Origin of the sequence: Pseudomonas sp. R2-60-08W, assembly GCF_003852335.1 — a bacterium.
Lineage (GTDB): Bacteria > Pseudomonadota > Gammaproteobacteria > Pseudomonadales > Pseudomonadaceae > Aquipseudomonas.
Map to the genome: position 1 here is coordinate 53,188 of NZ_CP027731.1, position 26,581 is coordinate 79,768.

General features: G+C 61.2%; 26 protein-coding genes. 16 read left to right on the forward strand and 10 right to left on the reverse strand.

Going from position 1 to position 26,581, the window contains the following annotated elements:
* Position 1 precedes the first annotated feature (1 nt).
* The 5 genes from C4J90_RS00260 (at position 2) to C4J90_RS00280 (ending at position 6,818) form a co-directional block, all read left to right on the forward strand.
* Positions 2-1,786, forward strand: a complete 1,785-nt coding sequence (locus C4J90_RS00260) for a GMC family oxidoreductase (protein WP_124360617.1) — start codon at positions 2-4, stop codon at positions 1,784-1,786.
* Between the two features lie 12 nt (positions 1,787-1,798).
* Complete coding sequence (locus tag C4J90_RS00265; protein ID WP_124418940.1) at positions 1,799-3,097, forward strand: cytochrome c; 1,299 nt, start codon at positions 1,799-1,801, stop codon at positions 3,095-3,097.
* A 70-nt stretch (positions 3,098-3,167) separates the two neighbouring features.
* Positions 3,168-4,226, forward strand: coding sequence for a PA0069 family radical SAM protein (locus tag C4J90_RS00270; protein WP_124413435.1), 1,059 nt, complete (start codon positions 3,168-3,170; stop codon positions 4,224-4,226).
* 230 nt (positions 4,227-4,456) lie between these two features.
* Entirely contained in the window at positions 4,457-5,185 is a 729-nt protein-coding gene (locus C4J90_RS00275) for a carbonic anhydrase (protein ID WP_124360620.1), read from the forward strand.
* An 85-nt stretch (positions 5,186-5,270) separates the two neighbouring features.
* Entirely contained in the window at positions 5,271-6,818 is a 1,548-nt protein-coding gene (locus C4J90_RS00280; protein WP_124418941.1) for a SulP family inorganic anion transporter, read from the forward strand.
* Positions 6,819-6,948: 130 nt separating this feature from the next.
* On the opposite strand, the gene C4J90_RS00285 is transcribed toward C4J90_RS00280, so the two are convergent.
* Positions 6,949-7,596: a hypothetical protein gene (locus tag C4J90_RS00285; RefSeq protein WP_124418942.1), complete on the reverse strand. Its 648-nt coding sequence runs from the start codon at positions 7,594-7,596 to the stop codon at positions 6,949-6,951.
* A 365-nt stretch (positions 7,597-7,961) separates the two neighbouring features.
* On the opposite strand from C4J90_RS00285, the gene coxB reads away from it, so the two are divergent.
* The 4 genes from coxB (at position 7,962) to C4J90_RS00305 (ending at position 12,347) form a co-directional block, all read left to right on the forward strand.
* The gene (gene coxB / locus C4J90_RS00290; RefSeq protein WP_124413436.1) at positions 7,962-9,089 is read left to right on the forward strand and encodes a cytochrome c oxidase subunit II; all 1,128 of its coding nucleotides are present in this window, start codon (positions 7,962-7,964) and stop codon (positions 9,087-9,089) included.
* Positions 9,090-9,147: 58 nt separating this feature from the next.
* Complete coding sequence (ctaD, locus tag C4J90_RS00295) at positions 9,148-10,734, forward strand: cytochrome c oxidase subunit I (RefSeq protein ID WP_124413437.1); 1,587 nt, start codon at positions 9,148-9,150, stop codon at positions 10,732-10,734.
* 138 nt (positions 10,735-10,872) lie between these two features.
* The gene (locus C4J90_RS00300) at positions 10,873-11,424 is read left to right on the forward strand and encodes a cytochrome c oxidase assembly protein (RefSeq protein ID WP_124360625.1); all 552 of its coding nucleotides are present in this window, start codon (positions 10,873-10,875) and stop codon (positions 11,422-11,424) included.
* A gap of 35 nt (positions 11,425-11,459) precedes the next feature.
* Positions 11,460-12,347: a cytochrome c oxidase subunit 3 gene (locus C4J90_RS00305; protein WP_124365281.1), complete on the forward strand. Its 888-nt coding sequence runs from the start codon at positions 11,460-11,462 to the stop codon at positions 12,345-12,347.
* A 6-nt stretch (positions 12,348-12,353) separates the two neighbouring features.
* Here the strand turns inward: C4J90_RS00305 and C4J90_RS00310 are convergent, their stop codons facing one another.
* On the reverse strand, positions 12,354-12,557 hold the full coding sequence (locus C4J90_RS00310) for a twin transmembrane helix small protein (protein ID WP_124365282.1): 204 nt from the start codon (positions 12,555-12,557) through the stop codon (positions 12,354-12,356).
* 32 nt (positions 12,558-12,589) lie between these two features.
* Between C4J90_RS00310 and C4J90_RS00315 the strand changes: the two genes are divergently transcribed.
* From C4J90_RS00315 to C4J90_RS00335, 5 genes are read left to right on the forward strand one after another with little or no spacing between them, the layout of a single operon-like run.
* A complete protein-coding gene (locus C4J90_RS00315; RefSeq protein ID WP_124418943.1) occupies positions 12,590-13,354 on the forward strand; it encodes an SURF1 family protein in 765 nt (254 codons plus the stop codon).
* Positions 13,320-13,904: a hypothetical protein gene (locus tag C4J90_RS00320; protein WP_124418944.1), complete on the forward strand. Its 585-nt coding sequence runs from the start codon at positions 13,320-13,322 to the stop codon at positions 13,902-13,904. The genes C4J90_RS00315 and C4J90_RS00320 overlap by 35 nt, the downstream gene beginning before the upstream one ends.
* A gap of 10 nt (positions 13,905-13,914) precedes the next feature.
* Positions 13,915-14,994, forward strand: a complete 1,080-nt coding sequence (locus C4J90_RS00325; protein WP_124360630.1) for a heme A synthase — start codon at positions 13,915-13,917, stop codon at positions 14,992-14,994.
* On the forward strand, positions 14,982-15,881 hold the full coding sequence (gene cyoE, locus C4J90_RS00330; protein ID WP_124360631.1) for a heme o synthase: 900 nt from the start codon (positions 14,982-14,984) through the stop codon (positions 15,879-15,881). Before C4J90_RS00325 ends, cyoE begins: the two co-directional genes overlap by 13 nt.
* Positions 15,878-16,513: an SCO family protein gene (locus C4J90_RS00335; protein WP_124360632.1), complete on the forward strand. Its 636-nt coding sequence runs from the start codon at positions 15,878-15,880 to the stop codon at positions 16,511-16,513. Before cyoE ends, C4J90_RS00335 begins: the two co-directional genes overlap by 4 nt.
* Before the next feature lie 131 nt (positions 16,514-16,644).
* Here C4J90_RS00335 and C4J90_RS00340 read toward each other — a convergent pair whose 3' ends face one another.
* The 3 genes from C4J90_RS00340 to C4J90_RS00350 are packed head-to-tail and all read right to left on the reverse strand — an operon-like array spanning position 16,645 to position 19,166.
* Positions 16,645-17,415, reverse strand: coding sequence for a MetQ/NlpA family ABC transporter substrate-binding protein (locus C4J90_RS00340; protein WP_124360633.1), 771 nt, complete (start codon positions 17,413-17,415; stop codon positions 16,645-16,647).
* A gap of 51 nt (positions 17,416-17,466) precedes the next feature.
* Positions 17,467-18,159 carry a methionine ABC transporter permease gene (locus tag C4J90_RS00345; protein WP_124360634.1) on the reverse strand — a complete coding sequence of 231 codons (693 nt, stop codon included), beginning with the start codon at positions 18,157-18,159 and terminating at the stop codon, positions 17,467-17,469.
* Entirely contained in the window at positions 18,159-19,166 is a 1,008-nt protein-coding gene (locus C4J90_RS00350) for a methionine ABC transporter ATP-binding protein (RefSeq protein WP_124360635.1), read from the reverse strand. Before C4J90_RS00350 ends, C4J90_RS00345 begins: the two co-directional genes overlap by 1 nt.
* A 184-nt stretch (positions 19,167-19,350) precedes the next feature.
* Here C4J90_RS00350 and katE point away from each other — a divergent pair, with 184 nt between their 5' ends.
* Positions 19,351-21,573 carry a catalase HPII gene (katE, locus tag C4J90_RS00355; protein WP_256658904.1) on the forward strand — a complete coding sequence of 741 codons (2,223 nt, stop codon included), beginning with the start codon at positions 19,351-19,353 and terminating at the stop codon, positions 21,571-21,573.
* A gap of 103 nt (positions 21,574-21,676) precedes the next feature.
* Here katE and C4J90_RS00360 read toward each other — a convergent pair whose 3' ends face one another.
* Genes C4J90_RS00360 through zur form a run of 4 tightly spaced genes read right to left on the reverse strand, consistent with a single transcriptional unit; the run spans position 21,677 to position 24,482 of the window.
* Positions 21,677-22,396 carry a PA5502 family lipoprotein gene (locus tag C4J90_RS00360; RefSeq protein WP_124418946.1) on the reverse strand — a complete coding sequence of 240 codons (720 nt, stop codon included), beginning with the start codon at positions 22,394-22,396 and terminating at the stop codon, positions 21,677-21,679.
* 37 nt (positions 22,397-22,433) lie between these two features.
* Positions 22,434-23,222, reverse strand: coding sequence for a zinc ABC transporter permease subunit ZnuB (znuB, locus tag C4J90_RS00365; RefSeq protein WP_124360638.1), 789 nt, complete (start codon positions 23,220-23,222; stop codon positions 22,434-22,436).
* Positions 23,215-24,000 carry a zinc ABC transporter ATP-binding protein ZnuC gene (gene znuC / locus C4J90_RS00370; RefSeq protein WP_124369084.1) on the reverse strand — a complete coding sequence of 262 codons (786 nt, stop codon included), beginning with the start codon at positions 23,998-24,000 and terminating at the stop codon, positions 23,215-23,217. Before znuC ends, znuB begins: the two co-directional genes overlap by 8 nt.
* Entirely contained in the window at positions 24,000-24,482 is a 483-nt protein-coding gene (zur, locus tag C4J90_RS00375; protein ID WP_124365291.1) for a zinc uptake transcriptional repressor Zur, read from the reverse strand. Before zur ends, znuC begins: the two co-directional genes overlap by 1 nt.
* Before the next feature lie 58 nt (positions 24,483-24,540).
* On the opposite strand from zur, the gene C4J90_RS00380 reads away from it, so the two are divergent.
* On the forward strand, positions 24,541-25,470 hold the full coding sequence (locus C4J90_RS00380; RefSeq protein ID WP_124418947.1) for a zinc ABC transporter substrate-binding protein: 930 nt from the start codon (positions 24,541-24,543) through the stop codon (positions 25,468-25,470).
* A 127-nt stretch (positions 25,471-25,597) separates the two neighbouring features.
* On the opposite strand, the gene C4J90_RS00385 is transcribed toward C4J90_RS00380, so the two are convergent.
* Complete coding sequence (locus C4J90_RS00385; protein ID WP_124418948.1) at positions 25,598-26,551, reverse strand: homoserine kinase; 954 nt, start codon at positions 26,549-26,551, stop codon at positions 25,598-25,600.
* Positions 26,552-26,581: the final 30 nt, after the last annotated feature.

Here is a 26,581-nt window from a genome sequence, read left to right on the forward strand (position 1 = left end):
CGTGGCGACCATCATGAAGAAAGTGGACGCGGTGATCGTGGGCTTCGGCTGGACCGGCGCGATCATGGCCAAGGAGCTGACCGAAGCGGGCCTCAACGTGGTAGCGCTGGAGCGCGGCCCGATGCAGGACACCTACCCGGACGGCAACTATCCCCAGGTCATCGACGAATTGACCTACAGCGTGCGTAAAAAACTCTTCCAGGACATTTCTAAGGAGACAGTGACCATTCGCCATAGCGTGAATGACGTCGCCCTGCCCAACCGTCAGCTTGGCGCTTTTTTGCCGGGTAATGGCGTCGGCGGTGCAGGCCTGCACTGGTCGGGCGTGCATTTTCGCGTCGATCCCATCGAGCTGCGCATGCGCAGCCACTACGAAGAACGCTATGGGAAAAACTTCATTCCCAAGGACATGACCATTCAGGACTTCGGCGTCAGCTACGAAGAGCTGGAACCGTTTTTCGACTATGCGGAAAAAGTCTTTGGCACCTCGGGCCAGGCCTGGACCGTCAAGGGGCAATTGGTGGGTGAAGGCCGCGGCGGCAACCCCTATGCACCGGACCGCTCGAACCCGTTCCCGCTGGAGTCGCAGAAAAACACGGTCTCCGCGCAGCTGTTTCAGAAAGCGGCTGCTGATGTGGGTTACAAACCCTACAACCTGCCGTCGGCCAACACCTCCGGGCCTTACACCAACCCTTACGGCGCGCAGATGGGGCCGTGCAACTTCTGCGGCTTTTGCAGCGGTTACGTGTGCTACATGTACTCCAAGGCGTCGCCGAACGTAAACATCCTGCCGGCGTTGCGCCAGGTGCCGAATTTCGAACTGCGGCCCAATTCCCACGTGCTCAAGGTCAATCTCGACAGCACCCGGAAGAAAGCCACCGGCGTGACCTATGTCGATGGCCAGGGCCGGGAGTGCGAGCAACCGGCAGACCTGGTGATCCTCGGCGCGTTCCAGTTCCATAACGTGCGCCTGATGCTGCTGTCGGGCATCGGCAAGCCGTACGACCCGATTACCAATGAAGGCGTGGTGGGCCGCAACTTTGCCTACCAGAACATGGGCACCATCAAGGCGTTCTTCGACAAGGACACCCACACCAACAACTTTATCGGCGCGGGCGGCAATGGCGTGGCCATCGACGACTTCAACGCCGACAACTTTGATCACGGCCCGCACGGCTTCGTGGGCGGCTCGCCGATGTGGGTCAACCAGGCGGGCAGTCGGCCGATTGCCGGCACCTCCAATCCACCGGGCACCCCGGCCTGGGGCAGCGCGTGGAAGCGCGCCACCGCCGATTACTACACCCATCAGGTATCGATGGACTCCCACGGTGCCCATCAGTCCTACCGGAGCAATTACCTGGATCTGGACCCGGTTTACCGCGATGCCTACGGCCTGCCGCTGTTGCGTATGACCTTCGACTGGCAGGAAAACGACATCAAGATGAACCGCTTCATGATGGACAAAATGAGCAAGGTCGCCCAAGCCATGAATCCCAAGGCGATCGCCGTGTTGGGCAAGAAAGTCGGTGAGCATTTCAATACGGCGGCGTACCAGACCACGCACCTCAACGGCGGCGCGATCATGGGCACCGACCCGAAAACCAGTGCGTTGAACCGCTACTTGCAGAGCTGGGATGTACACAATGTGTTTGTCCCGGGGGCGTCGGCTTTCCCACAAGGCCTGGGCTATAACCCTACCGGCCTGGTAGCAGCGCTGACCTACTGGTCGGCTCGGGCGATCCGCGAACAGTACTTGAAAAATCCCGGCCCGCTGGTCCAGGCATAAGGAGCGATGACCATGAAAGCACTCGTTATCGCCTCCTTGGCGCTGTTCAGCAGTTGCTCGGTCAGCGCGGCTGAGGCCGAGCTGATCAAGCAAGGTGAATACCTGGCTCGCGCCGGTGACTGTGTGGCCTGCCACACCGCCAAGGGCGGCAAGCCATTCGCCGGCGGCCTGCCAATGGAAACCCCTATCGGTGTGATTTATTCCACCAACATCACGCCGGACAAGACCGGCCTGGGCGACTACAGCTTCGAAGACTTCGACAAGGCCGTGCGCCATGGCGTCGCCAAGAACGGTAGTACGCTTTACCCGGCGATGCCCTACCCGTCTTACGCGCGTGTCAGCGACAGCGACATGCAGGCCTTGTATGCCTACTTCATGAAAGGCGTTGAGCCGGTCGCCCAACAGAACAAGGACAGCGATATTCCCTGGCCGTTGAGCATGCGTTGGCCCCTGGCGGCGTGGCGCTGGATGTTCGCGCCGGCAGTCGAGGAGCATCAGGTACAGGCCGCCGCCGATCCTGTGGTCAGCCGTGGCGCTTACCTGGTCGAAGGCCTCGGCCATTGCGGTGCGTGCCACACGCCCCGCGCCCTGACCATGCAGGAAAAGGCCCTGAGCGCCGCTGACGGCAATGCGTTCCTGTCCGGCAGCGCGCCGCTGGAAGGCTGGATTGCGAAAAGCCTGCGCGGCGACCACAAGGACGGCCTCGGCAGTTGGAGCGAAGAGCAATTGGTGCAATTTCTCAAGACCGGGCGCAGTGATCGTAGTGCGGTGTTTGGCGGCATGAGCGATGTTGTGGTCCACAGCATGCAATACATGTCGGAAGACGACCTGACCGCTATCGCCCGTTACCTCAAGAGCCTGCCGGCGGTGGATCCCAAGAACCCGCCGCAGCAGTACGACAAGCAAGTGGCCCAGGCGCTCTGGAAGGGTGATGACAGCCAGCCGGGCGCCTCGGTGTACATCGACAACTGCGCGGCTTGTCACCGTACCGACGGGCATGGCTACACGCGGGTGTTCCCGGCGCTGGCGGGCAACCCGGTGCTGCAGACGGCGGATGCCACGTCGTTGATCAACATCGTGTTGAACGGCGGCACCTTGCCCGCCACCCACGCCGCGCCGTCAACCTTCACCATGCCGGCATTTGCCTGGCGCCTGTCGGACCAGGAAGTGGCGGACGTGGTCAGTTTCATCCGTGGCAGTTGGGGCAATCAAGGCACGCCAGTGAGCGCCAGTGACGTGGCCGACCTGCGCAAGAACGATATGCGCACCACCTCGGGGGATGATTTGGGGCAGGTCACGCAAAAGCACTGACCGCCAAACGGCACTGGTCAGAACCCTCACGCCTCGATACTGTATATAAAAACAGTATAGAGGCGTTTTCATGACGACTGCACTGCCACCCCGTGGCCGGGGCACGGCCACCAACCTGCACAACCGTTTCGCGCCCACCGTCAGCGTGGCCGAGGACGACGGCTGGTTCCAGGAAGTGCCGCCCACCCAGGGCACCGAAGTGCGTATCGAAACGGCCAAGACCATCATCACCCGCAATAACTCGCCGGACTTGCCGTTCGATCGCTCGATCAACCCTTATCGTGGCTGCGAGCACGGCTGCATCTACTGCTATGCGCGGCCCAGCCACGCGTATTGGGACATGTCGCCGGGGTTGGATTTCGAAACCAGGCTGATTGCCAAGAGCAACGCCGCCGACGTGCTGGAGCAGCAGTTGTCGAAGCCGGGATACGTGTGCGCGCCGATCAACCTGGGCTCCAATACCGACCCTTACCAGCCGATCGAGCGCGAATACAGGATTACCCGGCAAACCCTTGAAGTGCTGCTGCGCTATCGGCACCCGGTGACCATCATCACCAAAGGCTCCCTGATCCTGCGCGATCTGGACCTGCTCGCCGAACTGGCCCGGCAACGACTGGTGGCCGTGATGATCAGCCTTACCAGCCTGGACGATGAACTCAAGCGCATACTGGAGCCGCGCACGGCGGCGCCCAAGGCGCGGTTACGGGCGATACGGGTGATGCGCGCGGCGGGCATTCCGGTCGGTGTGCTGTGTTCGCCGATGATTCCGATGATCAACGACAGCGAGTTGGAAAGCCTGCTCACCGAAGCCCATGCCGCCGGTGCGCAAAGTGCCGCGTACATGATGTTGCGCCTGCCGCTCGAGGTGGCGCCGCTGTTCGAAGAGTGGCTGGCGGCGCATTACCCGCAGCGCGCGGCGCACGTGATGAGCCTGGTGCGTCAGGTGCGCGGTGGCGCGGTGTACGACAGCCGTTTCGGCGTGCGCATGCGCGGCGAAGGGCCGTTTGCCGATTTGCTGGCGCAGCGTTTCAGCAAGGCGATCAAACGTCTGGGGCTCAATCGCCGTGGAGGCTTCGATCTGGATTGCACGGCGTTTTGCCCACCGGGCCGGCAAATGGCATTGTTGTAGATTGAAGAGGATAAGTGCGAAACATCTGTAGGGTTAATCGCGTTTTGATATCACTGAAACCCGCGACCTAGAGCGGTTGATTCAGTTTGAGTTAAGTTTCGATGGGTACCTTGTTCGACGAGTGACTGATAAGTCGGCGCCCTGGCCTATGGAGGTTTCCCAACTTTTTCACTGCCCGGACGTCGAACTGGCCTGGAACACTTACCCTGCATTGATCAAGAGGATGAATTATGAGTGATAAGGATAAACAGCCGTTGGCTGCGTCGGCTTCAGCCTCTCAGGCGGAAACCGCCGATGCAGCGCTGCAGCACATTGTTGACGGCTTTTTGCATTTCCATCACGACGTCTTCCCCCAGCAGGAAGAACTCTTCAAGAAACTTGCCACGGCTCAAAGTCCCCGTGCGATGTTCATCACCTGCGCCGATTCGCGCATCGTGCCGGAGCTGATCACCCAAAGCTCCCCTGGCGATCTGTTCGTCACCCGTAACGTGGGTAACGTAGTGCCGCCTTATGGTCAGATGAACGGCGGCGTGTCCACGGCCATCGAGTACGCGGTACTGGCGCTGGGCGTGCAACACATCATCGTGTGCGGGCATTCCGACTGCGGCGCCATGCGTGCGGTGCTCAATCCCGACAGCCTCGAGAAGATGCCAACGGTCAAGGCCTGGTTGCGGCATGCCGAGGTGGCCAAGACCATGGTCCACGACAACTGCGACTGCGCCAATGAAGGCGAGAGCATGAAGGTGCTGACCGAAGAAAACGTCATCGCCCAGTTGCAGCACTTGCGCACCCACCCTTCCGTGGCTTCGCGCATGGCCAATGGCCAATTGTTTATTCACGGCTGGATCTACAACATCGAAACCAGCGAGATCCGGGCCTACGACGCGGACCAGTCGACGTTCCGACCGTTGGGCGGTGAAGGTCCGATCCCATCCGCGACGCCTAAAGCGCGCTTCTAATACACTTCCCTGCCGGGTAATGCGGTGGCTGCCATGGATGCAGCCAAGCTTTACCGCGCCCGGCGAATGCCTCGGGAGAGTCATCATGCGTGCTGCTCAATTGAAAGCTGTTTTGCCGCGGGAGCTGCTCGCCTCCGTGGTGGTGTTTCTGGTCGCCCTGCCTTTGTGCATGGGCATCGCGATCGCATCCGGCATGCCGCCGGCCAAGGGCTTGATCACCGGGATCATCGGTGGTCTGGTGGTGGGCTGGTTGGCGGGTTCTCCGTTGCAAGTCAGTGGCCCGGCAGCGGGGTTGGCGGTGTTGGTGTTCGAGCTGGTACGCCAGCACGGCATGCTGATGCTGGGGCCAATCCTGTTGCTGGCGGGCTTCCTGCAATTGGTGGCCGGGCGTCTGCGCCTGGGCTGCTGGTTCCGCGTGACGGCGCCGGCGGTGGTGTACGGCATGCTGGCGGGGATCGGCGTACTGATTGTGCTATCGCAGGTCCATGTGATGCTCGACAGTGCGCCCAAACCTTCCGGGCTGGATAACCTGGCAGGCTTCCCGGCGGCATTGATCGAAGCGATACCCACCCTCGGCGGCGGGCTCGGCTGGCAGGCGGGCTTGCTCGGTGTATCGACGATGCTGGTGATGTACCTGTGGGACAAATTCCGTCCACAACAACTACGCTTCGTGCCAGGGGCTCTGCTGGGCGTAGGCCTGGCAACGGTGACGAGCCTGGTGCTGGCCTTGCAGGTCAAACGTGTGGAAGTGCCGGAAAACCTGGCCGACGCCATCGATTGGCTGCGCCCCAGCGACCTGCTCAACCTGGCTGACCCGCAGCTGCTGATCGCCGCATTTGCCGTCGCCTTTATCGCCAGTGCCGAAACGCTGCTGTCCGCCGCAGCGGTCGACCGCATGCACAGCGGCCAGCGTTCGGATTTCGATAAGGAATTGTCCGCTCAAGGCGTAGGCAACATGCTGTGCGGATTGGTCGGCGCCCTGCCGATGACCGGCGTGATTGTCCGCAGTTCGGCCAACGTCCAGGCGGGTGCCACCACGCGCTTGTCAGCGATGTTCCACGGCCTGTGGCTGCTGGGCTTCGTGTTGTTGCTGTCGAGTGTGCTGCAGAGCATCCCGGTGGCGAGCCTGGCGGGCGTGCTGGTGTATACCGGGATCAAGCTGGTGGACGTGAAGGCGTTCAAGGCATTGGGGCGTTATGGCCGCATGCCGATGTTCACCTACGCGGCTACGGCGCTGGCGATCATCTTTACCGACCTGCTGACCGGTGTACTGGTGGGCTTCGGGCTGACGCTGGTCAAGCTGGCCTTCAAGGCCTCACGGCTGAAAATCAGCCTGATCGACTTGCCTCAGGACGGCGAGATGGAGTTGCGACTGATCGGTGCCGCGACGTTCCTGAAAGTGCCGGCGTTGACTCAGGTGCTGTCGACGGTGCCGATGGGAACCACCGTGCATGTGCCGCTCAATAACCTGAGTTATATCGACCATTCCTGCCTGGAGCTGCTGGAGGAATGGGGCCGGGCCAATGCGGCCAAGGGCTCGAAACTGGTGATCGAGGCGCGCGGGTTGAAGCGCCGGTTGGAAGGTCGGATAAGGACCACCACGAGGATAGGCTCCGCGCCCTCAACCACCTGACCAAACCGGATCAAAATGTGGGAGGGGGCTTGCTCCCGATTGGGGTGTATCAGCCAAATAGATTTTGACTGGTCCACCGCTATCGGGAGCAAGCCCCCTCCCACATTTCGTTCTGTGTCTGATTCAGGATTTAGGTCGGCTGATCCAGCGCCAACTCCACGCCAAGCTGGCGCGACAGGCACGGCCAGCGCTTCCACGCCGCTTCCGTGTCCGGGCTTTTCAACTGTTCGCGGTATGTCTCGACCGACTCCAGCGCAAAGCTCTCTTCGTTAAGCATCTCATCCACAGCCATGTGCACCGCTTCATCCAGCTGGTTGGCGAAGTCTTCACCGATCAATTGGTGGGCGATCAGGTTGGCGACCGTAGTGTCCGCCGGGATCAGCGGCTGGCCGAAATGCTTGATATACAGGTCGTTGACCTCCTCTACCAGGCGATGGGCCAGGTAGGCTTCGTCCAGCAAACCGTCCAGGCCTTCGTGGCCCGCCAGAATTGCCGGCGGCTGAAGGAAGAAGTGCTCGGCAATCTTCAGCACAGGCTTGATCTGGCTTTCGATTCCGGCTTCGCGCGCTACGTCGTTGGCGGCTTCGAGCAAATCCGGGACGAGGTCGATGTACGCGGTGACAAAGCGGGTCATGACAATGTTGCGATCACCGTCAACCAGGGAAATGGCCGAATGCAGGTGCGGCAATTGCTTTTCCAATTGCAGGGCAAGCTGGCCCGTGGTTGCTTCGTGTTGATGGGCACGGGAAATCTGCTCGCGCAATGCGGCGGTGTTCATGAAGGCTCCGGTCAGGCGTAGGAAAAGAGAGAGGATAAGGTAGCTCGGTTATACGAGCACCTAAGACGCATTTGTCATAATTATTTCATGGTTATACGCACACGTTATATCGAATTGCCATCGCTCGTCGGATAAACGATTCCGCCGCCCGTTTTATTGGGCCCGTCTGTCTGTTTTCACTCATTTGCCCCTACACATTGCGGGGTCGCTGCGGCTGTCTATACTCGGATTTGTAGGCAATTGGCTGATGACGCCCGACTGCATGACGCAGCAAGGCTTGGCGGTGGTAAGCAGTTTGGAAGCCGCTCCCTTCGCCGCAGGTGCAAACCGGCGGGATAACAAGAAACATAAAAGGGGAACCCGCAATGACGCGACATCCACACGTTTGGATGGGCTTAGTGTTGTCGTCGGTATTCGGCCAGGCCCACGCCGCCTGGACAACGAATATGGCGCCAGGTGCTACTGAAGTCAGTCACGCTGTGTTTGACCTGCACATGACCATTTTCTGGATTTGTGTAGTGATCGGCATCGTCGTGTTTGGCGCGATGTTCTGGTCGATGATCCTGCACCGCAGGTCCACCGGCCAGGTAGCGGCCAAGTTCCACGAAAGCACCACGGTGGAAATTCTCTGGACCGTGGTGCCGTTGCTGATCCTGGTGGCCATGGCCATTCCCGCGACCAAGACGTTGATCAACATCTACGACAGCAGTGAGTCGGATATCGATATCCAGGTCACCGGCTATCAGTGGAAGTGGCATTACAAATACCTGGGCCAGGACGTGGAGTTCTTCAGCAACCTGGCCACACCCGCCGAGCAAATCCATAACCAGGCCACCAAGGGCGAGCACTACCTTCTCGAAGTCGACCAGCCGCTGGTGTTGCCGGTGGGGGCGAAAGTGCGCTTTCTGGTCACCGCCGCCGACGTGATCCACTCCTGGTGGGTGCCGGCCTTTGCGGTCAAGCGTGACGCCATTCCAGGCTTCGTCAATGAAGCCTGGACCCGAGTCGAGAAACCCGGCATCTATCGCGGCCAGTGCGCCGAGCTATGCGGCAAGGACCACGGGTTCATGCCCATCGTGGTCGAGGTCAAGTCCAGGGCCGACTACGACACCTGGCTCGGCGAACGCAAGCAAGAGGCGGCCAAGCTCAAGGAACTGACCTCCAAGGAATGGACACTCGACGAACTGGTGGCCCGCGGCGACAAGGTCTACCACACCACCTGCGTGGCCTGTCACCAGGCTGAAGGCCAGGGCCTGCCGCCCATGTTCCCGGCGCTCAAGGGCTCGAAAATCGCCACCGGGCCTGCCGCCGATCACCTGAACCTGGTGTTTCACGGCAAGCCAGGTACCGCGATGGCCGCGTTCGGCAAACAACTCTCGGAAGTCGATATCGCTGCGGTCGTGACCTACGAACGCAATGCCTGGGGCAATAACAAAGGCGACATGGTCACGCCAAAAGACGTGCTGGCCATCAAACAGGCGCAAAGTAAATGACAGCCTCCCTTGCCACCGTCCAGACCCGCCCCGCCCACTCGCTTGCAGGAGAACGGTCATGAGCACTGTGATCGATGACCATGGTCACGCCGACCACGCCCACGGCCCCGCGAAGGGGTTGATGCGCTGGGTGTTGACCACCAACCATAAAGACATCGGCACGATGTACCTGTGGTTTGCCTTCACCATGTTCCTGCTGGGCGGTTCATTCGCCATGGTGATTCGCGCCGAACTGTTCCAGCCCGGCCTGCAGATCGTGCAGCCGGCGTTCTTCAACCAGATGACCACCATGCATGGCCTCATCATGGTGTTCGGCGCGGTGATGCCGGCCTTTGTCGGCCTGGCCAACTGGATGATCCCGTTGATGATCGGCGCACCGGACATGGCCCTGCCGCGCATGAACAACTTCAGTTTCTGGCTGCTGCCGGCGGCGTTCCTGTTGCTGGTCTCGACCCTGTTCAGCCCCGGCGGCGGGCCGAATTTCGGCTGGACGTTCTATGCCCCGCTCTCCACCACCTATGCGCCGGAAAGCGTGACCTTCTTCATCTTTGCCATCCACCTGATGGGCATCAGTTCGATCATGGGCGCGATCAACGTGGTGGCGACCATCCTCAACTTGCGCGCGCCGGGCATGACCCTGATGAAAATGCCGCTGTTCGTGTGGACCTGGCTGATCACCGCGTTCCTGCTGATTGCGGTAATGCCGGTGCTGGCCGGTTGCGTGACCATGATGCTGATGGATATCCACTTCGGCACCAGCTTTTTCAGCGCGTCGGGCGGTGGTGATCCGGTGCTGTTCCAGCATGTGTTCTGGTTCTTTGGCCATCCTGAGGTGTACATCATGATCCTGCCGGCGTTCGGGGCCGTCAGCTCGATCATCCCGACCTTTTCGCGCAAACCGTTGTTTGGCTACACCTCGATGGTCTACGCCACGGCCAGCATTGCGTTCCTGTCGTTCATCGTGTGGGCGCACCATATGTTCGTGGTCGGTATACCGCTGGTGGGCGAACTGTTCTTCATGTACGCCACCCTGCTGATTGCGGTGCCCACCGGGGTCAAGGTGTTCAACTGGGTCAGCACCATGTGGCAAGGTTCGCTGACCTTCGAGACGCCGATGCTGTTCGCGGTGGCCTTCGTGATCCTGTTTACCATCGGCGGTTTTTCCGGGCTGATGCTGGCGATCGCGCCGGCGGACTTCCAGTACCACGACACCTACTTCGTGGTGGCGCATTTCCATTACGTGCTGGTACCCGGTGCGATCTTCGGCATCTTTGCTTCGGCCTACTACTGGCTGCCGAAGTGGACCGGCCACATGTACGACGAAACCCTGGGCAAGCTGCACTTCTGGCTGTCCTTCGTCGGCATGAACATGGCGTTCTTCCCGATGCACTTCGTGGGCCTGGCCGGCATGCCGCGCCGGGTGCCGGACTACAACCTGCAGTTCGCCGACTTCAACATGGTGTCGTCGATTGGCGCGTTCATGTTCGGCGCCACGCAGATTTTCTTCCTGTTTATCGTGATCAAGTGCATCCGCGGCGGCCCGCCCGCGCCGGCCAAACCGTGGGATGGCGCCGAAGGCCTGGAGTGGAGCGTGCCCTCGCCCGCGCCGTACCACACCTTCACCACGCCGCCGGAGGTGAAATGAATAAGTCACCCTCGATTCCTTGTGGGAGGGGGCTTGCCCCCGATTGCTATCTCACAGCCAAAGGTAGTGTCGACTGGTACACCGCCATCGGGGGCAAGCCCCCTCCCACATTGATTGTGTCCGCTTGGGGTGGGCGTTATGGCTGACTCCATACCGATCAAACGCCTGGTTACGCGCCTGCTGATCCTGGTGCTGGCGATGTTCGCCTTCGGCTTCGCCCTGGTGCCGATCTATGACGTGATGTGCAAGGCATTCGGCATCAACGGCAAGACCGGCGGGCAGTACGAGGGCGAGCAGGTCGTCGACCCGTCGCGCCAGGTGCGGGTGCAGTTCCTGTCCACCAACGCCATCGATATGGTTTGGGATTTTTATGCCAAGGCCGACGAGGTGGTGGTCAACCCGGGCGCTGTGACCGAGATGCTGTTCGTCGCGTACAACCCGACTGACAAACCGATGACCGCCCAGGCGGTGCCGAGCATTTCCCCGGCCGAAGCGGCGATGTACTTCCACAAGACCGAGTGTTTTTGCTTCACCCAGCAAGTGTTGCAGCCAGGCGAACGTATCGAGATGCCAGTGCGCTTCATCGTCGATCGCGCCATGCCTAAGGATGTGAAGCATTTGACCTTGGCCTACACGCTGTTCGATATCACTGCGCGCCAGCCGCCCGTGGCGGCCCACAGCGGCGGCTAGCTACTGTTTGCCCGCTCAATCAGGAGAGCGAATACATGTCGACTCATGATACGTACTACGTACCAGCGCAAAGCAAATGGCCGATCATTGCCACGATTGGCCTGTTGGTCACCGTGTATGGGCTGGCCGTGTGGTTCAACGATCTCAAGGCGTTGCGCCCGGAATCCCACGGCCCGTGGATCTTCTTCGTCGGTGGCCTGTTGCTGGCCTACATGCTGTTCGGCTGGTTCGGTGCGGTGATCAAGGAAAGCCGCGCCGGCTTGTACAGTGCGCAGATGGACCGTTCGTTTCGCTGGGGCATGACCTGGTTCATCTTTTCCGAAGTGATGTTTTTCATCGCGTTCTTCGGCGCGCTGTTCTATGTGCGTACCTGGGCGGGGCCATGGCTGGCGGGTGAGGGACCCAAGGGCGTTGCGCATATGCTGTGGCCGAATTTCGAATTCGCCTGGCCCTTGCTGAACAACCCGGACCCCAAGCTGTATCCGGCGCCCAAGGGCACGATCAGCCCGTGGGGCCTGCCGTTGGTAAACACCATCCTGCTGGTGAGCTCCAGCGTGACCATCACCATCGCTCACCATGCCTTGCGCAAAGGGCACCGCGGCGCGCTGAAGATCTGGCTGGCGCTCACCGTGCTACTGGGCCTGGCGTTTCTCGGGTTCCAGGCCGAGGAGTACATCCACGCCTATAAAGAGCTGGGCCTGACGCTGGGCTCGGGTGTATACGGCGCGACGTTCTTCATGCTCACCGGGTTTCACGGCGCCCACGTGACCATCGGCACGATCATTCTGTTTGTGATGCTGATGCGCATCCTGAAGGGGCATTTCAATGCCGAACACCAGTTCGGTTTCGAGGCGGCCAGTTGGTATTGGCACTTCGTGGATGTGGTGTGGATCGGGCTGTTTTTCTTTGTGTATGTGCTGTGAACCGTTCTACCACGGCGCATGCGAGACCAACTGGCCACTGAAAAAGCCCCAGGCGATCAGCCCGACGGTGATGGCGGCCAACACCACACGCACAGTCAGGGCAGTGACGAGGCGGTTGGAACGGCCTTCGTCCTTGACCAGGAAGAACAAGCCACTGAACAGGCTCGCGACGGTCGCGATCAGCATCAGGGCAATGGCGGCTTTGAGCATGGTCTGGCTCCGGGCTTCAGGGGGAGGGGGCAATGAGATTCAGTATAGCCAGTGCCAGGCAGCGCCTGCGGCCCGGCATCGCGCCGACGTTGGTGGTGCTGTTGTTGCTGCCGTTGATGGTCGGCCTGGGGTTCTGGCAACTGTCGCGCGGTCAGGAAAAACAGCGCTTGGTCGACACTTACGCAGAGCGGCGTGCGGCCGCGCCCATGGGCAGCGAGCAGCTTGAAGCCAGTGCCGACCCAGCCTTTCGCCGGGTTCATCTGCGCGGCAACTTCGATGCCGAACACAGTGTGCTGCTCGACAACCGTATGCGCGACGGCAGGGCCGGCGTTGAGCTGTTACAACCCTTCCATGATCAGGCCAGCGGCGTGTGGTTGTTGCTCAATCGCGGTTGGCTGCCCTGGCCGGACCGGCGCACGTCACCGGTGTTCACCACCCCGGATCAACCGGTGAGTCTCGTTGCCTGGGTGTACGTCGCCCCCGGCGAAACCTTCCAATTGCGCGTCGACCCCACAACCGCGCAGTGGCCGCGCCTGTTGACCGCGTTGCATCCCGTCGCGCTGTGGGCTGAATTGCGCCGCAGCGGGTTCGCCTACGAGCTGCGCGCCGAAGCCGGCCCCGGTACCTACGACACCACCTGGCCGGTGGTCGCCATGGGCCCGGAAAAACACCTGGGGTATGCCGTGCAGTGGTTTGCCATGTCATTGGCGCTGCTGGCGCTTTACCTCTACCTCGGATGGCACAACGCAAAGGAGAAGCACCATGGGAGCCGCCATGAATCCACTCAACATGTCTGAGGCGCCGGACCGGCGTAAAGGCCGCTTTCAGCTGATCCTGATCCTGCTGATGGTGGTGGGCCCGATGGTGCTGGCAACCTTTATGTACAAGCTGCAATTCTGGGTGCCGGACAATCGCAGTTATCACGGTGAAATGATCGGTAACGGCCAGACCCGCGCCGACATCGGCGTGCAGGCCGATGAGGAGCGCTGGCAACTGTTGGTCACCGCGCCTGCCGCCTGCGCCGCCGAGTGCCAGCAACTGGTGTATCTGGCGCGCCAACTGCAGATCGGCCTAGGTCGCGATGCGTCCCGCGCCAGCCACGCGCTGGCCAGTGCGCAGCCGGTCGCTACCGACTACGACGCCAAGCTCAAGGCCGAGTACCCGCAATTGCAACGCTACTCACTGGACCTGTCGATCTTCAACCGCAATGCCGCCGCGCCGGGGGATGCGCACCTGTGGATCGTCGACCCCCACGGTAATCTGGTGCTGCGCTACGACGCCAAGGTCAACGGCAAGGATTTGCTCAACGACCTGCGCCTGCTGTTGAAACTGTCGAACATCGGATAAGGGCATCATCATGGCCAAGCCTGGATTTCGCCTCGCGTTGTTTGCCACCTTGCTGGCGCTGATCGTCGTGTTGCTGGGCGCCTATACCCGCCTGACCCATGCCGGCCTTGGGTGCCCGGACTGGCCGGGTTGCTACGGCTTTATCAGCGTGCCGCAAAGTGCAGCCCAGTTGGCCCATGCCGAGCTGCATTATCCGGATACGCCGGTGGAGGCCGACAAAGGCTGGGCCGAGATGACTCACCGCTACTTTGCCGGCACCCTCGCCCTGCTGATCGCGCTGCTGGCGGCGCGTGCGTGGAGCCACCGCCGCGACCCCGGCCAGCCGGTGAAATTGCCGCTGTTCGTGTTGATGGTGGTGATCGCCCAGGCGGCGTTCGGCATGTGGACGGTGACGCTCAAGCTGTGGCCGCAAGTCGTGACGGGGCACCTGTTGGGCGGTTTTGCCACCTTGAGCCTGCTGTTCCTGTTGACCCTGCGCTTGTCCGGTGTGTTGCCCGCATTGATCGTGCCCAGGCGCCTGCAATATTGGGCAACGGCGGGGTTGGTGCTGGTGATCGGGCAGATTGCGTTGGGTGGTTGGGTCAGCTCCAACTATGCGGCGGTGGCCTGTGTGGACTTGCCGACGTGTCACGGGCAATGGTGGCCGGCAGCGGACTTTGCCAACGGCTTTCACCTGACCCAGCATATCGGCCCTAACTACCTCGGTGGTCAGCTGGACAGCGATGCGCGCACGGCCATTCACCTCACCCATCGCGTCGGGGCGGTGCTGGTCACGCTGGTGCTGCTGGGCCTGGCCTGGCAACTGCGCGCGGTGGGCATGACGCGCCTGGCGGGCTTGCTGTTGATCGCCCTGGCGGCGCAAATCAGCCTGGGCCTGAGCAATGTGGCGTTCGGCTTGCCGCTGCCGGTGGCGGTGGCTCACAACGCCGGGGGCGCAGCGCTATTGCTGAGCCTGGTACTGGTCAATTATCACGCGCGTACCAGCCTGGTCCGGGTGCGCGTTCCACGTCCGATTGCCTGGCGGTTTATTCCGCGCAAACAGGTATCGGGCCTGATAACCCTTAAAGGAGAGATGCCATGGCGTCCTTGATCGGCGCGGGTCACGGCCAGGCTATCTGGCGCGACTATCTGGAGCTGACCAAGCCGAAGGTGGTGGTGCTGATGCTGATCACCTCGCTGGTGGGCATGTTCCTCGCCACCCGCGCTGGAGTGCCGTGGACGGTGCTGGTTTTCGGCAACCTGGGCATCGCCTTGTGTGCGGGCGCGGCGGCTGCGGTCAACCATGTGGTGGACCGGCGTATTGATGCACTGATGGCGCGTACGCACAAACGACCATTGGCCGAGGGGCGCGTCTCGCCGGCTGCGGCACTGGCCTTTGCGTTGTTGCTGGCGGTGGCGGGCCTGGCGCTGTTGCTGGCCTTTACCAACCCACTGGCGGCATGGCTGACGTTGGCTTCGTTGCTGGGCTATGCGGTGATCTACACTGGCTTTCTCAAGCGTGCGACGCCGCAGAACATCGTCATCGGTGGCCTGGCCGGCGCCGCGCCGCCGCTGTTGGGCTGGGTCGCGGTAACCGGGCATATCAGTGCCGAACCCCTGCTGCTGGTGCTGATCATCTTTGCCTGGACGCCGCCGCACTTCTGGGCGCTGGCCATTCACCGCAAGGAGGAGTACGCCAAGGCTGACATCCCGATGCTGCCGGTCACCCACGGCGAGCATTACACCAAGGTGCATATCCTGCTCTACACCTTTGCCCTGCTGGCGGTGAGCCTGATGCCCTATGTGATCCATATGAGCGGGTTGCTGTACCTGGCCTGTGCGCTGGTATTGGGCGGGCGCTTTCTGCAATGGGCCTGGGTGCTGTACCGTGGCAGCCAGCCGCACGCGGCGATCAACACCTTCAAGTACTCCATCTGGTACCTGCTGCTACTGTTTATCGCCCTGCTCGTCGACCACTACCTACTGTTGAACCTATGACTCGAACTCAGAAAACTGTCTTCATTCTCGTGGCCCTGGTGGCGTTGATCATGGGCCTGACCGTCAATAAGGTGCTATCGGGCAAAGGCCAGGGCGATCCCACCGCGCTGATCGACGCCGGCATTATCCTGCTGCCGCAAAGTCGCCAGCTGCCTGCGGTGAGCATGACCAACCAGGACGGCCAGCCGGTGCTGGTCGATGAGCTGAAAGGCAAGTGGAGCCTGCTGTTCTTCGGCTACACCTTCTGCCCGGATATCTGCCCGACCACCCTCGCCCAACTGCGCCAGATCAAGAGCGAACTGCCCAAGGACGCGGTGGATAAGTTGCAAGTGATCCTGGTCAGCGTCGACCCGAACCGCGACACCCCAGCCCAGCTCAAGCAGTACCTGGGCTATTTCGATCCGCAGTTCCAGGGGCTGACCGGTGCGAATGTGCAGGAGGTGCAGACGGTCTCGAATGCGGTGAGCATTCCGTTCATCCCGGCGGACACCAGCAAGCCCAACTACACCGTCGATCACAGCGGCAACCTGGCGCTGATCGGGCCGGACGGTACCCAGCGTGGGTTCATTCGCGCGCCGTTGAATAACCAGAAGCTGGTGGCGCAGTTGCCGGGGCTGTTGCAGCGTAAATAGCTCACGACACAAAACAAATGTGGGAGGGGGCTTGCCCCCGATAGCAGGGTGTCAGTCGATGAAGATATTGACTGACCTGGCGCTATCGGGGGCAAGCCCCCTCCCACATTTTTGATCTCCAGTGTGCTGGATCAGAACGCTGGCTTGATCGCGCCTTTGTACTTCTCTTCGATAAATTGCTTCACTTCAGGTGTGTGCAGGGCGGCTACCAGCTTCTTCACCGCGTCCGAATCCTTGTTGTCTTCACGGGTCACCAGGATGTTCACGTAAGGCGAGTCGCTGCCTTCGATCACCAGGGCGTCCTTGGACGGGTCCAGCTTGGCTTCCAGCGCGTAGTTGGTATTGATCAGCGCCAGGTCGACCTGGGTCAGTACGCGCGGCAGGGTGGCGGCTTCCAGCTCACGGAACTTGAGGTTTTTCGGGTTGGCGGTGATGTCCTTGATGGTCGACAGGATGTTGGTCGGGTCCTTCAGGGTAATCAGGCCGTTGTTGGCCAGCAGCAACAGGGCGCGGCCACCGTTGGTGGCGTCGTTCGGGATCACCACATTGGCGCCGTCCGGCAGCTCGTCCAGCTTCTTGTATTTGCTCGAGTACGCGCCCAGCGGTTCCAGGTGCACGCCGCCGACGCTCACCAGGTGAGTGCCCTTGGCCTTGTTGAATTCATCCAGGTACGGCTGGTGCTGGAAGAAGTTGGCGTCCAGGCGCTTTTCAGCCACCTGTACGTTCGGCTGCACATAGTCGGTGAAGACTTTGATCTGCAGGTCCACGCCTTCTTTGGCCAGCGCAGGTTTCACGAATTCCAGAATTTGCGCATGCGGCACTGGCGAGGCAGCGACCTTGAGGGTCTCGGCGTGGGCGGAAAACGCGGCAACGGCGGCGAAGGCAACCAGTAGTTTTTTCATCCAGCAAGCTCCATGTTCGGGCATCTGCCGGCACCAGGCCGGCCATGGCCGTTATTTTCGAGAAAAGTGCACCACCAGCTTGTCGCCGACGGTTTGCAGAATTTGCACCAGGATCACCAGCATCACCACGGTGACCACCATCACATTGTCCTGGAAACGCTGGTAACCGAAACGGATCGCCAGGTCGCCCAGGCCACCGGCACCGACCACGCCGGCCATCGCCGTGTAGGACACCAGTGTAATCGCCGTTACGGTAATTGCCGCGAAAATGCCGGGGCGTGCTTCGGGCAGTAAGGCGTTGGTGATGATCTGGCGCGTGCTGGCACCCATCGACTGCGTGGCCTCGATGATGCCGCGGTCCACTTCACGCAGGGCGGTTTCCACCAGGCGTGCAAAGAACGGTGTGGCGCCGATAACCAGCGGCGGAATCGCGCCCGCGACGCCCAGCGAGGTGGGCTCGTCCATATAGATGCCAGTGATCAGCTTGGTTAATGGAATCATCACGATCAGCAGGATGATGAACGGCAGCGAACGCAGGATGTTCACGATCAGCGACATAAAGGCGTACAAGCCTTTCTGCTCGAACAGCTGACGTGGGCTGGTCAAGAACAGCAGCACACCCACGGGCAGGCCCAGTACGACCGTGAAGAACAGCGAACCGAACAGCATGGTCATGGTATCGCCGGTGGCGAGCCAGATTTCGGACCAGTCGATGTCGGCGAAGAAATTCAGGAACAGATCCATTAGCGCAGCACCTCCATATGAACGTCAGCGGCGGTGAAGCGCGCAAACGCGGCTTCCATGTCACCGCCAGTGACGGCGAGGGTCAATTGCCCGTAGGGGATGTCTTTGATGCGGTCGATACGACCGGCCAGGATGCTGTAGTCCACCCCCGTTTCACGGGCGACGGTACCCAGCAATGGCGCGTAGGTCGCGTCCCCTTGGAACGTCAGGCGCACGATACGGCCCGGTACGTGGGCGAAGTCATCGTGCTGTTCGCCTTCATCGACCTGTTCGGCTTCCTGGACGAAGCGCTTGGTGGTCGGATGCTTGGGATGCAGGAACACATCAGCCACCGAGCCTTGCTCGACGATCACGCCAGCGTCCATCACGGCCACCTGGTCGCACACGCGGCGAATCACATCCATTTCATGGGTGATCAACACGATGGTCAGCTTCAGCTCACGGTTGATTTCAGCCAGTAATTGCAGGACCGACGCGGTGGTTTGCGGGTCGAGGGCGCTGGTGGCTTCATCGCACAGCAGAATCTTGGGTTTGGTCGCCAGGGCGCGAGCGATGCCGACGCGCTGTTTCTGGCCGCCGGACAATTGCGCCGGGTACTTGCGGGCGTGGTCCGACAGGCCAACGCGGGCGAGCAGCTCGGCCACGCGCAGCTCGATTTCCTTGCGCGACAATTCGCCGGCCAGTGTCAGCGGCAGCGCCACGTTGTCTGCAACGGTCTTGGACGCCAGCAGGTTGAAGTGCTGGAAGATCATGCCGACCTGCTGGCGGAAACGGCGCAGGCCGTTGGCGTCCAGTGCGGTGACTTCTTCGCCGTCGACACTGATCTGCCCGCCACTGGGCTCTTCAAGGCGATTGATCAGGCGCAGCAGGGTACTTTTTCCCGCACCCGAGTGGCCAATCAGGCCAAACACCTGGCCGTTTTCGACGCGCAGGCTGGTGGGGTGCAGGGCGGGAATATCCTTACCGGCGACGCGGTAGGTTTTATGGACGTTTTGAAACTCGATCACGTAGCGAACCTTGTGGGGCGCATGGAAAAGGGATCAGCGGTTAGCCGGGCGCGCATTTTAGCCTGTCCATCCAGTGATTCTTAGCATTTATTTCGTATCCATCCTGCGATTTGGCAATAACGAGACCGAAGGTCATAAAAAGGGAACGGCTCATAACGCTGTCAGTCACTACTTAAGCAATGCGATGTTCCGGGTGCCGTGCCCGGGGCTTCATTCAAACGAGCCGGGGACCGCTCTGGCCACTTTGACTAAGGAGTTTTTACTGATGAGTACCAAGAAGCCAGGCACCCCGCCGAAGAGTGAACTCGCGGGTACCGATACCCTGGACCGAGGCAATACCAACACCAAATTGCAGGCGTTGGAAGAATTCCGTTCCGATGCGACCGGCCAGGCCCTGCGCACTAACCAGGGCGTGAAGATCTCCGACAACCAGAACACCTTGAAGGTCGGTGCCCGTGGCCCTTCGCTGCTGGAAGACTTCATCATGCGTGAAAAAATCACGCACTTTGACCATGAACGCATCCCGGAGCGCATCGTGCATGCCCGCGGTACCGGCGCCCATGGTTATTTCCAGAGCTACGGCGACCATTCGGCGCTGACCAAGGCTGGTTTCCTACGTACTCCGGAGCATAAAACGCCGGTGTTCGCGCGTTTTTCCACGGTGCAAGGGCCACGCGGTTCCGGTGACACCGTACGTGACGTGCGCGGTTTTGCCGTGAAGTTTTTCACCGACGAAGGCAACTTCGACCTGGTGGGCAACAACATGCCGGTGTTCTTCATTCAGGATGCGATCAAGTTTCCTGATTTCGTGCACGCCGTTAAGCCTGAACCGCACAACGAGATTCCTACAGGCGGCTCGGCCCACGATACGTTCTGGGACTTTGTCTCGCTGGTACCGGAGTCGGCGCATATGGTGGTGTGGGCGATGTCTGACCGCGCCATTCCGAAAAGCCTGCGTGCAATGCAGGGTTTCGGCGTGCATACCTTCCGTTTGATCAACACCGAAGGCAAATCGAGCTTTGTGAAGTTTCACTGGCGGCCAAAGGTCGGTACCTGCTCGCTTGTGTGGGACGAAGCGCAAAAGCTGGCCGGTAAAGATACCGATTACCACCGTCGCGACCTATGGGAATCGATTGAAAGCGGCGACTACCCCGAGTGGGAACTGGGCGTTCAGATCGTTGCAGAAGAAGACGAGCATAAGTTCGACTTCGACCTGCTCGACCCGACCAAGATCATCCCAGAGGAACTGGTACCGATCACCCCGCTGGGCAAGATGGTGCTTAACCGCAACCCGGACAATTTCTTTGCCGAGGTCGAGCAGGTTGCGTTCTGCCCAGGCCATATCGTGCCGGGCATCGATTTCACCAACGACCCGCTGTTGCAAGGTCGTCTGTTTTCCTACACAGACACCCAGATCAGCCGTCTTGGCGGGCCGAACTTCCATGAGATCCCGATCAATCGCCCGGTCGCACCGAACCACAACAACCAGCGCGATGCGCTGCATCGCAGCGTGATCGATAAGGGCCGCGCAGCCTATGAGCCGAACTCCATCGACAGCGGCTGGCCGAAGGAAACGCCGGCGGGTCCGACCGACGGCGGTTTTGAGACCTACTACGAGCGCATCGATGCGAACAAGGTCCGCGAGCGCAGTGAGTCGTTTGGCGACCATTTCTCCCAGGCCACGCTGTTTTTCAACAGCATGAGCCACCACGAGAAAGAGCACATCATCGCCGCCTACAGCTTCGAGTTGGGCAAGGTCGAGCGCGAACACATTCGTGCCCGCCAGGTGAATGAAATCCTGGCCAACATCGACCTGGAACTGGCCAAGCGCGTGGCGCAGAACCTGGGCCTGCCAGCGCCGACCAAAGGCACGGTGCCTGTACGTGAAACATCGTTGAAGCAATCGCCGGCATTGAGCCAGGTGAATTTGCTGTCCGGCGACATCAAGACGCGCAAAGTGGCGATTCTGGCGGCTAACGGCGTGGACGGTGCAGCGATTGATGCACTCAAAGCCGCACTTGAGGCTGAAGGTGCGCACGCCAAGTTGCTGGGGCCGACTTCGGCGCCTGTGACCACTGCCAATGGCAAGTCACTGCCGGTGGATGCGTCGATGGAAGGCATGCCGTCCATTGCGTTTGACGCAGTGTTTATCCCTGGCGGTAAAGAGTCGGTCAAAGCGCTGAGCGGCGACGGTGTGGCGCTGCACTACGTGCTGGAAGCGTACAAGCACTTGAAGGCTATCGCGGTGGCCAGTGACGTGAAGCCTTTGTTGGATCTGCTGAAGCTGGAGGCGGATGCGGGGTTGATCGTGGGTGCGGATGCCAAGGCGTTCAAGGCGTTCTTTGCCGCGATTGCCCAGCATCGGGTCTGGGATCGGGAGCCTATGGCCAAGGCGATTCCGGCTTAATTATTGGGCTGTTTGTTAAATCGTCATCGGGGGCAAGCCCCCTCCCACACTTGAACGTATTCACAGTTCAAAATGTGGGAGGGGCTTGCCCCCGATGCTTTTGTCAGTCTGCCTTACGCGGTATCAACACAACCTGCGCCGGAATGTGTTTCAAAATTTGCCGGTGAATCTTCAGCTCATACCCTGCCTCAATGCGCTTCACCCGTTTGGTCAGCAACGTGGCCAACCACGGGTAATCTTCGGTACGTGGCACCTGAATGCTGACGTCGCACTGGTAATTCACCACGTCGGTGGCGATGGCATCCAACTGATGGCGCATGGCTTCGACATCCGCCAGGTTCAACGCCACGGTGGTGCTCGGCGCCGCCGGGTCGATGACCTTGGCGGCGGGCTTGGCTTCGGCGGCTTTTAAGGCGGCCTCGGCCTGATCCAGCTCGGCTTTGCGCGCATGGCTGATGGCGCTGTTGACGCCACCGGTCAGGGCCGGGGCCTTGGGCATCAGCGCGCGGGCACGGCTCAGGGCTGTGGCGGCGGCGTTGACGTCGCCCTTTTGCAGCACGATCTGGCTGCGCTGCAGGTAGGCTTCGGCCAATTGCCGCTGGTAAGCCTCCAGCGCCGGATCGTTGGGCGATTGGGCCTGCAACGTGGCGAGCTGGTCTTCGGCGGTGGCCAATTCGCTGCTGGCCAGGTTTTGCTCCAGTTGCGCGATGGCCGCAGCACGCGGATCCAGCGCTTCGGGGGCGGCGGGCGGTGTGCTTTGACAGGCGCCCAGCAGCAGGGAAAATGCGGCAAGGAGCAGATAACGGAAGGTGAACGGCTTCATTCCTGCGACTCTCTATTTGCGCAAAAAGCGAGCAAGTCTACACCCCTCGACGGGGCAGGACAAAACTCAGCAGAAACAGGGCGGCCGCCGATACTACGATCGACGGCCCGGCCGGTGTGTCCTTGAACCATGACAACGCCAGGCCTCCACACACTGCCAACATGCCCAAAAGGCTTGCGCCGATTGCCATTTGCTCCGGCGAACGAGCATGGCGCTGAGCGGCGGCTGCGGGAATGATCAACAGCGAGGTGATCAACAATACGCCGACAATCTTCATCGCGACAGCGATCACCACCGCGATCAATAACATCAGCGCCAGGCGCAGGGCCGGCACGGGCAAACCTTCCACCGTGGCGAGTTCCTCGTGCACGGTGATCGCCAGCAGCGGGCGCCACAGGCTCACCAGCAGCACCAGCACGGCCGCGCTGCCGCCTAGGATCCACATAAGATCGACAGGGCTGATCGCCAGCAGATCGCCAAACAGGTAGGCCATCAGGTCAATGCGCACTTCATGCATGAAGCTCAGCACCACCAGGCCCAGGGACAAGGTACTTGGCGCCAGGATGCCCAGCAGCGTATCGGAGGCCAGGGGTTGGCGCTGTTGCAGCGTTACCAACAACACCGCCAGCAGCAGGCAGCCGACCGTTACGGCGATGGTCGGGCTCACATCCAGCAGGAAGCCCATGGCCACGCCGAGCAGCGCGGCATGGGACAGCGTGTCGCCAAAGTACGCCATGCGCCGCCAGACCACGAACGAGCCCAACGGGCCCGCCACCAGCGCCAAAGCCAAGCCTGCCAGCAGGGCGTAGAGCAGAAAATCAGCCATGCTTGCAGCTATCTCCATGAACATGAGGGTGGGGTGCGGCGGGGTCGTCAACCACGGCGCCGTGCAGATCATGGGCGTGGTCATGGTGGTGATGGTAGATCGCCAGGCTTTGCGCGTTCTTACCGAACAGCTCGACGAACGCCGGATCGCCGCTGACCTGCTCCGGGTGGCCGGAACAGCACACGTGACGGTTGAGGCAGACCACCTGGTCGGTGGTGCTCATCACCAGGTGCAAATCGTGAGACACCATCAGCACACCGCAGCCGTGACGGTCGCGCAAGCGGGTGATCAGGCTGTATAGCTCGGCTTGCCCGGCGACGTCGACGCCTTGCACGGGCTCATCGAGCACCAGCAGCTCTGGCTCGCGCAACAGCGCGCGGGCCAGCAGCACGCGCTGCATTTCACCGCCGGAGATGCTCTGCACCGGGCTGTCGATCACCTGTTCGGCGCCGACTTCCTTGAGCGCCGCCTGCGCGCGGGCACGGTCGACCGCCGGTACCAGGCGCAGGAAGCGCAGTACGGAAAGCGGGAGTGTCGGGTCTACGTGCAGCTTCTGCGGCATATAGCCCACGCGCAGTTTGGGCCTGCGCCATACGCTGCCACGGTCGGGCTTGAGCAGGCCCAGCACGGCGCGCACCAGGGTGGTCTTGCCGGCGCCATTGGGGCCGATCAGGGTAACGATCTGCCCCGGCTCCACACTCAATGCGATGTCATCCAGCACGTTTTGCCCGGCGAACGTGACCCCAACCTGCTCCAGGCGGATTAACGCGTTGCTCATCAAGCCCCCTGACAGCCCGAGCACAGGCCGACCACTTCGACCGTTTGCCCTTCGACGCTGAAGCCGACTTCGGCGGCGCTTTTGATGATGGCGTCACTGATGCTTTTTTGTTCAAGCTCGATGGCGGCGTGGCACTGGCGGCAAATCAGGAATTGGCCCTGATGCGCGTGTTCCGGGTGGTTGCAGCCGACAAAGGCATTGAGCGAGGCGATGCGGTGCACCAGGCCGTTTTCCAGCAGGAAATCCAGCGCGCGGTAAACCGTGGGCGGCGCAGCGCGGCGGCCGTCCTGCTCGCTGAGTACGCCGAGGATGTCGTACGCGCCGAGCGGCTTGTGGCTTTGCCACACCAGCTCCAGCACGCGTCGACGCAGCGCGGTCAGGCGCAAACCCTTCTGCGCGCACAGGGTGTCGGCCTCCGACAGCGCGGTGTGAACGCAGTGAGAGTGGTCGTGGGGACGGCTGGCAAGCGGTGTTATAGGCATGAGCGGCGACAGATATTTGATAGAGACGTTATTATGTTACCCGTTCCTACGCCATTGAGTGGTCATCGTGTCCCGACTTTTTCCCGTTTTTGTCGTATTTGTCACCAGTTTGTTCATGGCTGGCGCCGCTCAGGCCGAGGTCAAGGTACTGACCAGCATCAAGCCGCTGCAGCTGATTGCCGCTGCTGTGCAGGACGGTGTAGCGGTTCCGGAGGTGTTGCTGCCACCGGGCGCATCGCCGCATAACTTCGCGTTGCGCCCATCCGACGTACGGCGCGTGCAGTCGGTAGACCTGCTTTATTGGATCGGTCCGGACATGGAAACATTTTTGCCGCGCGTGCTGAAAGGCCGTACGGCGACAACGGTGGCCGTGCAGGACCTGCCGGATATGAAACTGCGCCGGTTCGGCGAAGATAGCCACTCCCACGCCGATGAAGCCGACGAACATGATCACGATCATCGCCCCGGCAGCGTGGATGCACATCTGTGGCTGTCGACGGTGAATGCGCGGGTGATCGCGGCGCGTATGGCGGCTGACCTCAGTGCCGCCGACCCGGCCAACGCCGCGCGTTACCAGAGCAACGCAAAGGCCTTCGAGGATCGCCTGGATGCGCTGGATGTGCGCCTGAAGCAGCGTTTGGCCGGCGTTGAGGGCAAACCTTACTTTGTGTTTCACGAAGCCTTTGATTACTTCGAAGACGCCTACGGCTTGAAGCACGCCGGCGCGTTTGCCGTTGCAGCCGAAGTGCAGCCAGGCGCCCAGCATGTGGCGGCGATGCGCACGCGGTTACAGGAAGTGGGCAAGACCTGTGTGTTCAGCGAGCCACCGTTGCGACCAAGGTTGGCGGAGACGCTGGTGGCGGGTTTGCCGGTGAAGCTCGCGGAATTGGACGCGCTGGGTGGCTACACCCCGGCCACGGCCCAGGGTTACGAGCAGGTGCTGGAAAAACTGGGCAATGATCTGGCCGGGTGCCTGGAATCGCTCTGAGTGCCACTGCAGATCAAATGTGGGAGGGGGCTTGCTCCCGATAGCGGTGGGTCAGCCAGCAAATGTATCAGCTGACCCAAAGCCATCGGGGGCAAGCCCCCTCCCACATTTTTGACCGAGCAGGTCTTTAGAGCGCAAACGGCAGGTGGACGCTGACTTGCTGGCGTTGCGCCAAGCGCTGCTCGAACTCCGCCGGGTCATGAATCAACACATCCTGCCCCGCAAACGACTCGGCTGCGATCAGCCGCGACAGCCAGAACCGCACGCACGCCACGCGCAGCATGGTCGGCCACAGCTCGGCTTCCTTCGCAGTAAACGGCCGCAGCCCCGCGTAAGCCCCAAGCAATGCACGGGCGCGCTGCCCATCGATCACGCCGTCGGCATCCGAACACCAGTCATTCAAGGCGATGGCGACGTCGTACAGCATCGGCCCCGAGCAGGCGTTGTAGAAGTCGATCAGGCCGGTCAGGTGCGTGCCTTCGAACATCGCGTTGTCGCGAAACAGGTCGGCGTGAACGTTGGCGCGCGGCAGGGCAAGGATATGCGCCTTGTGGGCCTGGATCTCGCCCAAGGCGTCCTGCAGAAGCCGCTGTTGCGCGTCGTTCAGGTGCGAAATCAACTGCGCGCCTTCAGTGAGCATCCAATCCAGCCCGCGATCGGTCTTGCGTTCCAGCACTTTGTCGCCCTGGGTCGCCAGATGCAGGTGACCGAGCAAGTCGCCGACCTGGGCGCAATGCTGGGCGTTGGCGTCCTTGATGTGTTTGCCGGCCAGGCGCGGTTGCAACAGCGCCGGCTTGCCGGCCAGCGTGCGCAGGGCGACGCCGTCGGTGGTGCGCAGGGCGTAAGGCACGGGCAGGTCGGCGTCGTGGAGCACGTCGAGCAGCTCGATGAAGAATGGCATTTCCGCAACGGGGCCACGTTCAACCAGGGTCAGGACGTACTCGCCCTGTTCCAGGCGGATAAAGAAATTGGTGTTTTCACTACCGGCGGCAATCCCCTGGAAATCAAGCAGGCGGCCGAGCCCGTAAGGGGCAAGAAAGGTTTCCAGCTCGGGCCGAGCCAGGGGGGTGAACACAGACATGGTTAAAACTGCCGTTACGGGCGCCGCTCA

Excerpts from the sequence above, each read along its gene's own strand:
- C4J90_RS00265 (WP_124418940.1), top strand. The coding sequence starts at position 1,799 with ATGAAAGCACTCGTTATCGCCTCCTTGGCGCTGTTCAGCAGTTGCTCG.
- C4J90_RS00270 (WP_124413435.1), top strand. The coding sequence starts at position 3,168 with ATGACGACTGCACTGCCACCCCGTGGCCGGGGCACGGCCACCAACCTG.
- C4J90_RS00275 (WP_124360620.1), top strand. The coding sequence starts at position 4,457 with ATGAGTGATAAGGATAAACAGCCGTTGGCTGCGTCGGCTTCAGCCTCT.
- C4J90_RS00280 (WP_124418941.1), top strand. The coding sequence starts at position 5,271 with ATGCGTGCTGCTCAATTGAAAGCTGTTTTGCCGCGGGAGCTGCTCGCC.
- C4J90_RS00285 (WP_124418942.1), bottom strand. The coding sequence starts at position 7,596 with ATGAACACCGCCGCATTGCGCGAGCAGATTTCCCGTGCCCATCAACAC.
- coxB (WP_124413436.1), top strand. The coding sequence starts at position 7,962 with ATGACGCGACATCCACACGTTTGGATGGGCTTAGTGTTGTCGTCGGTA.
- ctaD (WP_124413437.1), top strand. The coding sequence starts at position 9,148 with ATGAGCACTGTGATCGATGACCATGGTCACGCCGACCACGCCCACGGC.
- C4J90_RS00300 (WP_124360625.1), top strand. The coding sequence starts at position 10,873 with ATGGCTGACTCCATACCGATCAAACGCCTGGTTACGCGCCTGCTGATC.
- C4J90_RS00305 (WP_124365281.1), top strand. The coding sequence starts at position 11,460 with ATGTCGACTCATGATACGTACTACGTACCAGCGCAAAGCAAATGGCCG.
- C4J90_RS00310 (WP_124365282.1), bottom strand. The coding sequence starts at position 12,557 with ATGCTCAAAGCCGCCATTGCCCTGATGCTGATCGCGACCGTCGCGAGC.
- C4J90_RS00315 (WP_124418943.1), top strand. The coding sequence starts at position 12,590 with ATGAGATTCAGTATAGCCAGTGCCAGGCAGCGCCTGCGGCCCGGCATC.
- C4J90_RS00320 (WP_124418944.1), top strand. The coding sequence starts at position 13,320 with ATGGGAGCCGCCATGAATCCACTCAACATGTCTGAGGCGCCGGACCGG.
- C4J90_RS00325 (WP_124360630.1), top strand. The coding sequence starts at position 13,915 with ATGGCCAAGCCTGGATTTCGCCTCGCGTTGTTTGCCACCTTGCTGGCG.
- cyoE (WP_124360631.1), top strand. The coding sequence starts at position 14,982 with ATGGCGTCCTTGATCGGCGCGGGTCACGGCCAGGCTATCTGGCGCGAC.
- C4J90_RS00335 (WP_124360632.1), top strand. The coding sequence starts at position 15,878 with ATGACTCGAACTCAGAAAACTGTCTTCATTCTCGTGGCCCTGGTGGCG.
- C4J90_RS00340 (WP_124360633.1), bottom strand. The coding sequence starts at position 17,415 with ATGAAAAAACTACTGGTTGCCTTCGCCGCCGTTGCCGCGTTTTCCGCC.
- C4J90_RS00345 (WP_124360634.1), bottom strand. The coding sequence starts at position 18,159 with ATGGATCTGTTCCTGAATTTCTTCGCCGACATCGACTGGTCCGAAATC.
- katE (WP_256658904.1), top strand. The coding sequence starts at position 19,351 with ATGTTCCGGGTGCCGTGCCCGGGGCTTCATTCAAACGAGCCGGGGACC.
- C4J90_RS00360 (WP_124418946.1), bottom strand. The coding sequence starts at position 22,396 with ATGAAGCCGTTCACCTTCCGTTATCTGCTCCTTGCCGCATTTTCCCTG.
- znuB (WP_124360638.1), bottom strand. The coding sequence starts at position 23,222 with ATGGCTGATTTTCTGCTCTACGCCCTGCTGGCAGGCTTGGCTTTGGCG.
- znuC (WP_124369084.1), bottom strand. The coding sequence starts at position 24,000 with ATGAGCAACGCGTTAATCCGCCTGGAGCAGGTTGGGGTCACGTTCGCC.
- zur (WP_124365291.1), bottom strand. The coding sequence starts at position 24,482 with ATGCCTATAACACCGCTTGCCAGCCGTCCCCACGACCACTCTCACTGC.
- C4J90_RS00385 (WP_124418948.1), bottom strand. The coding sequence starts at position 26,551 with ATGTCTGTGTTCACCCCCCTGGCTCGGCCCGAGCTGGAAACCTTTCTT.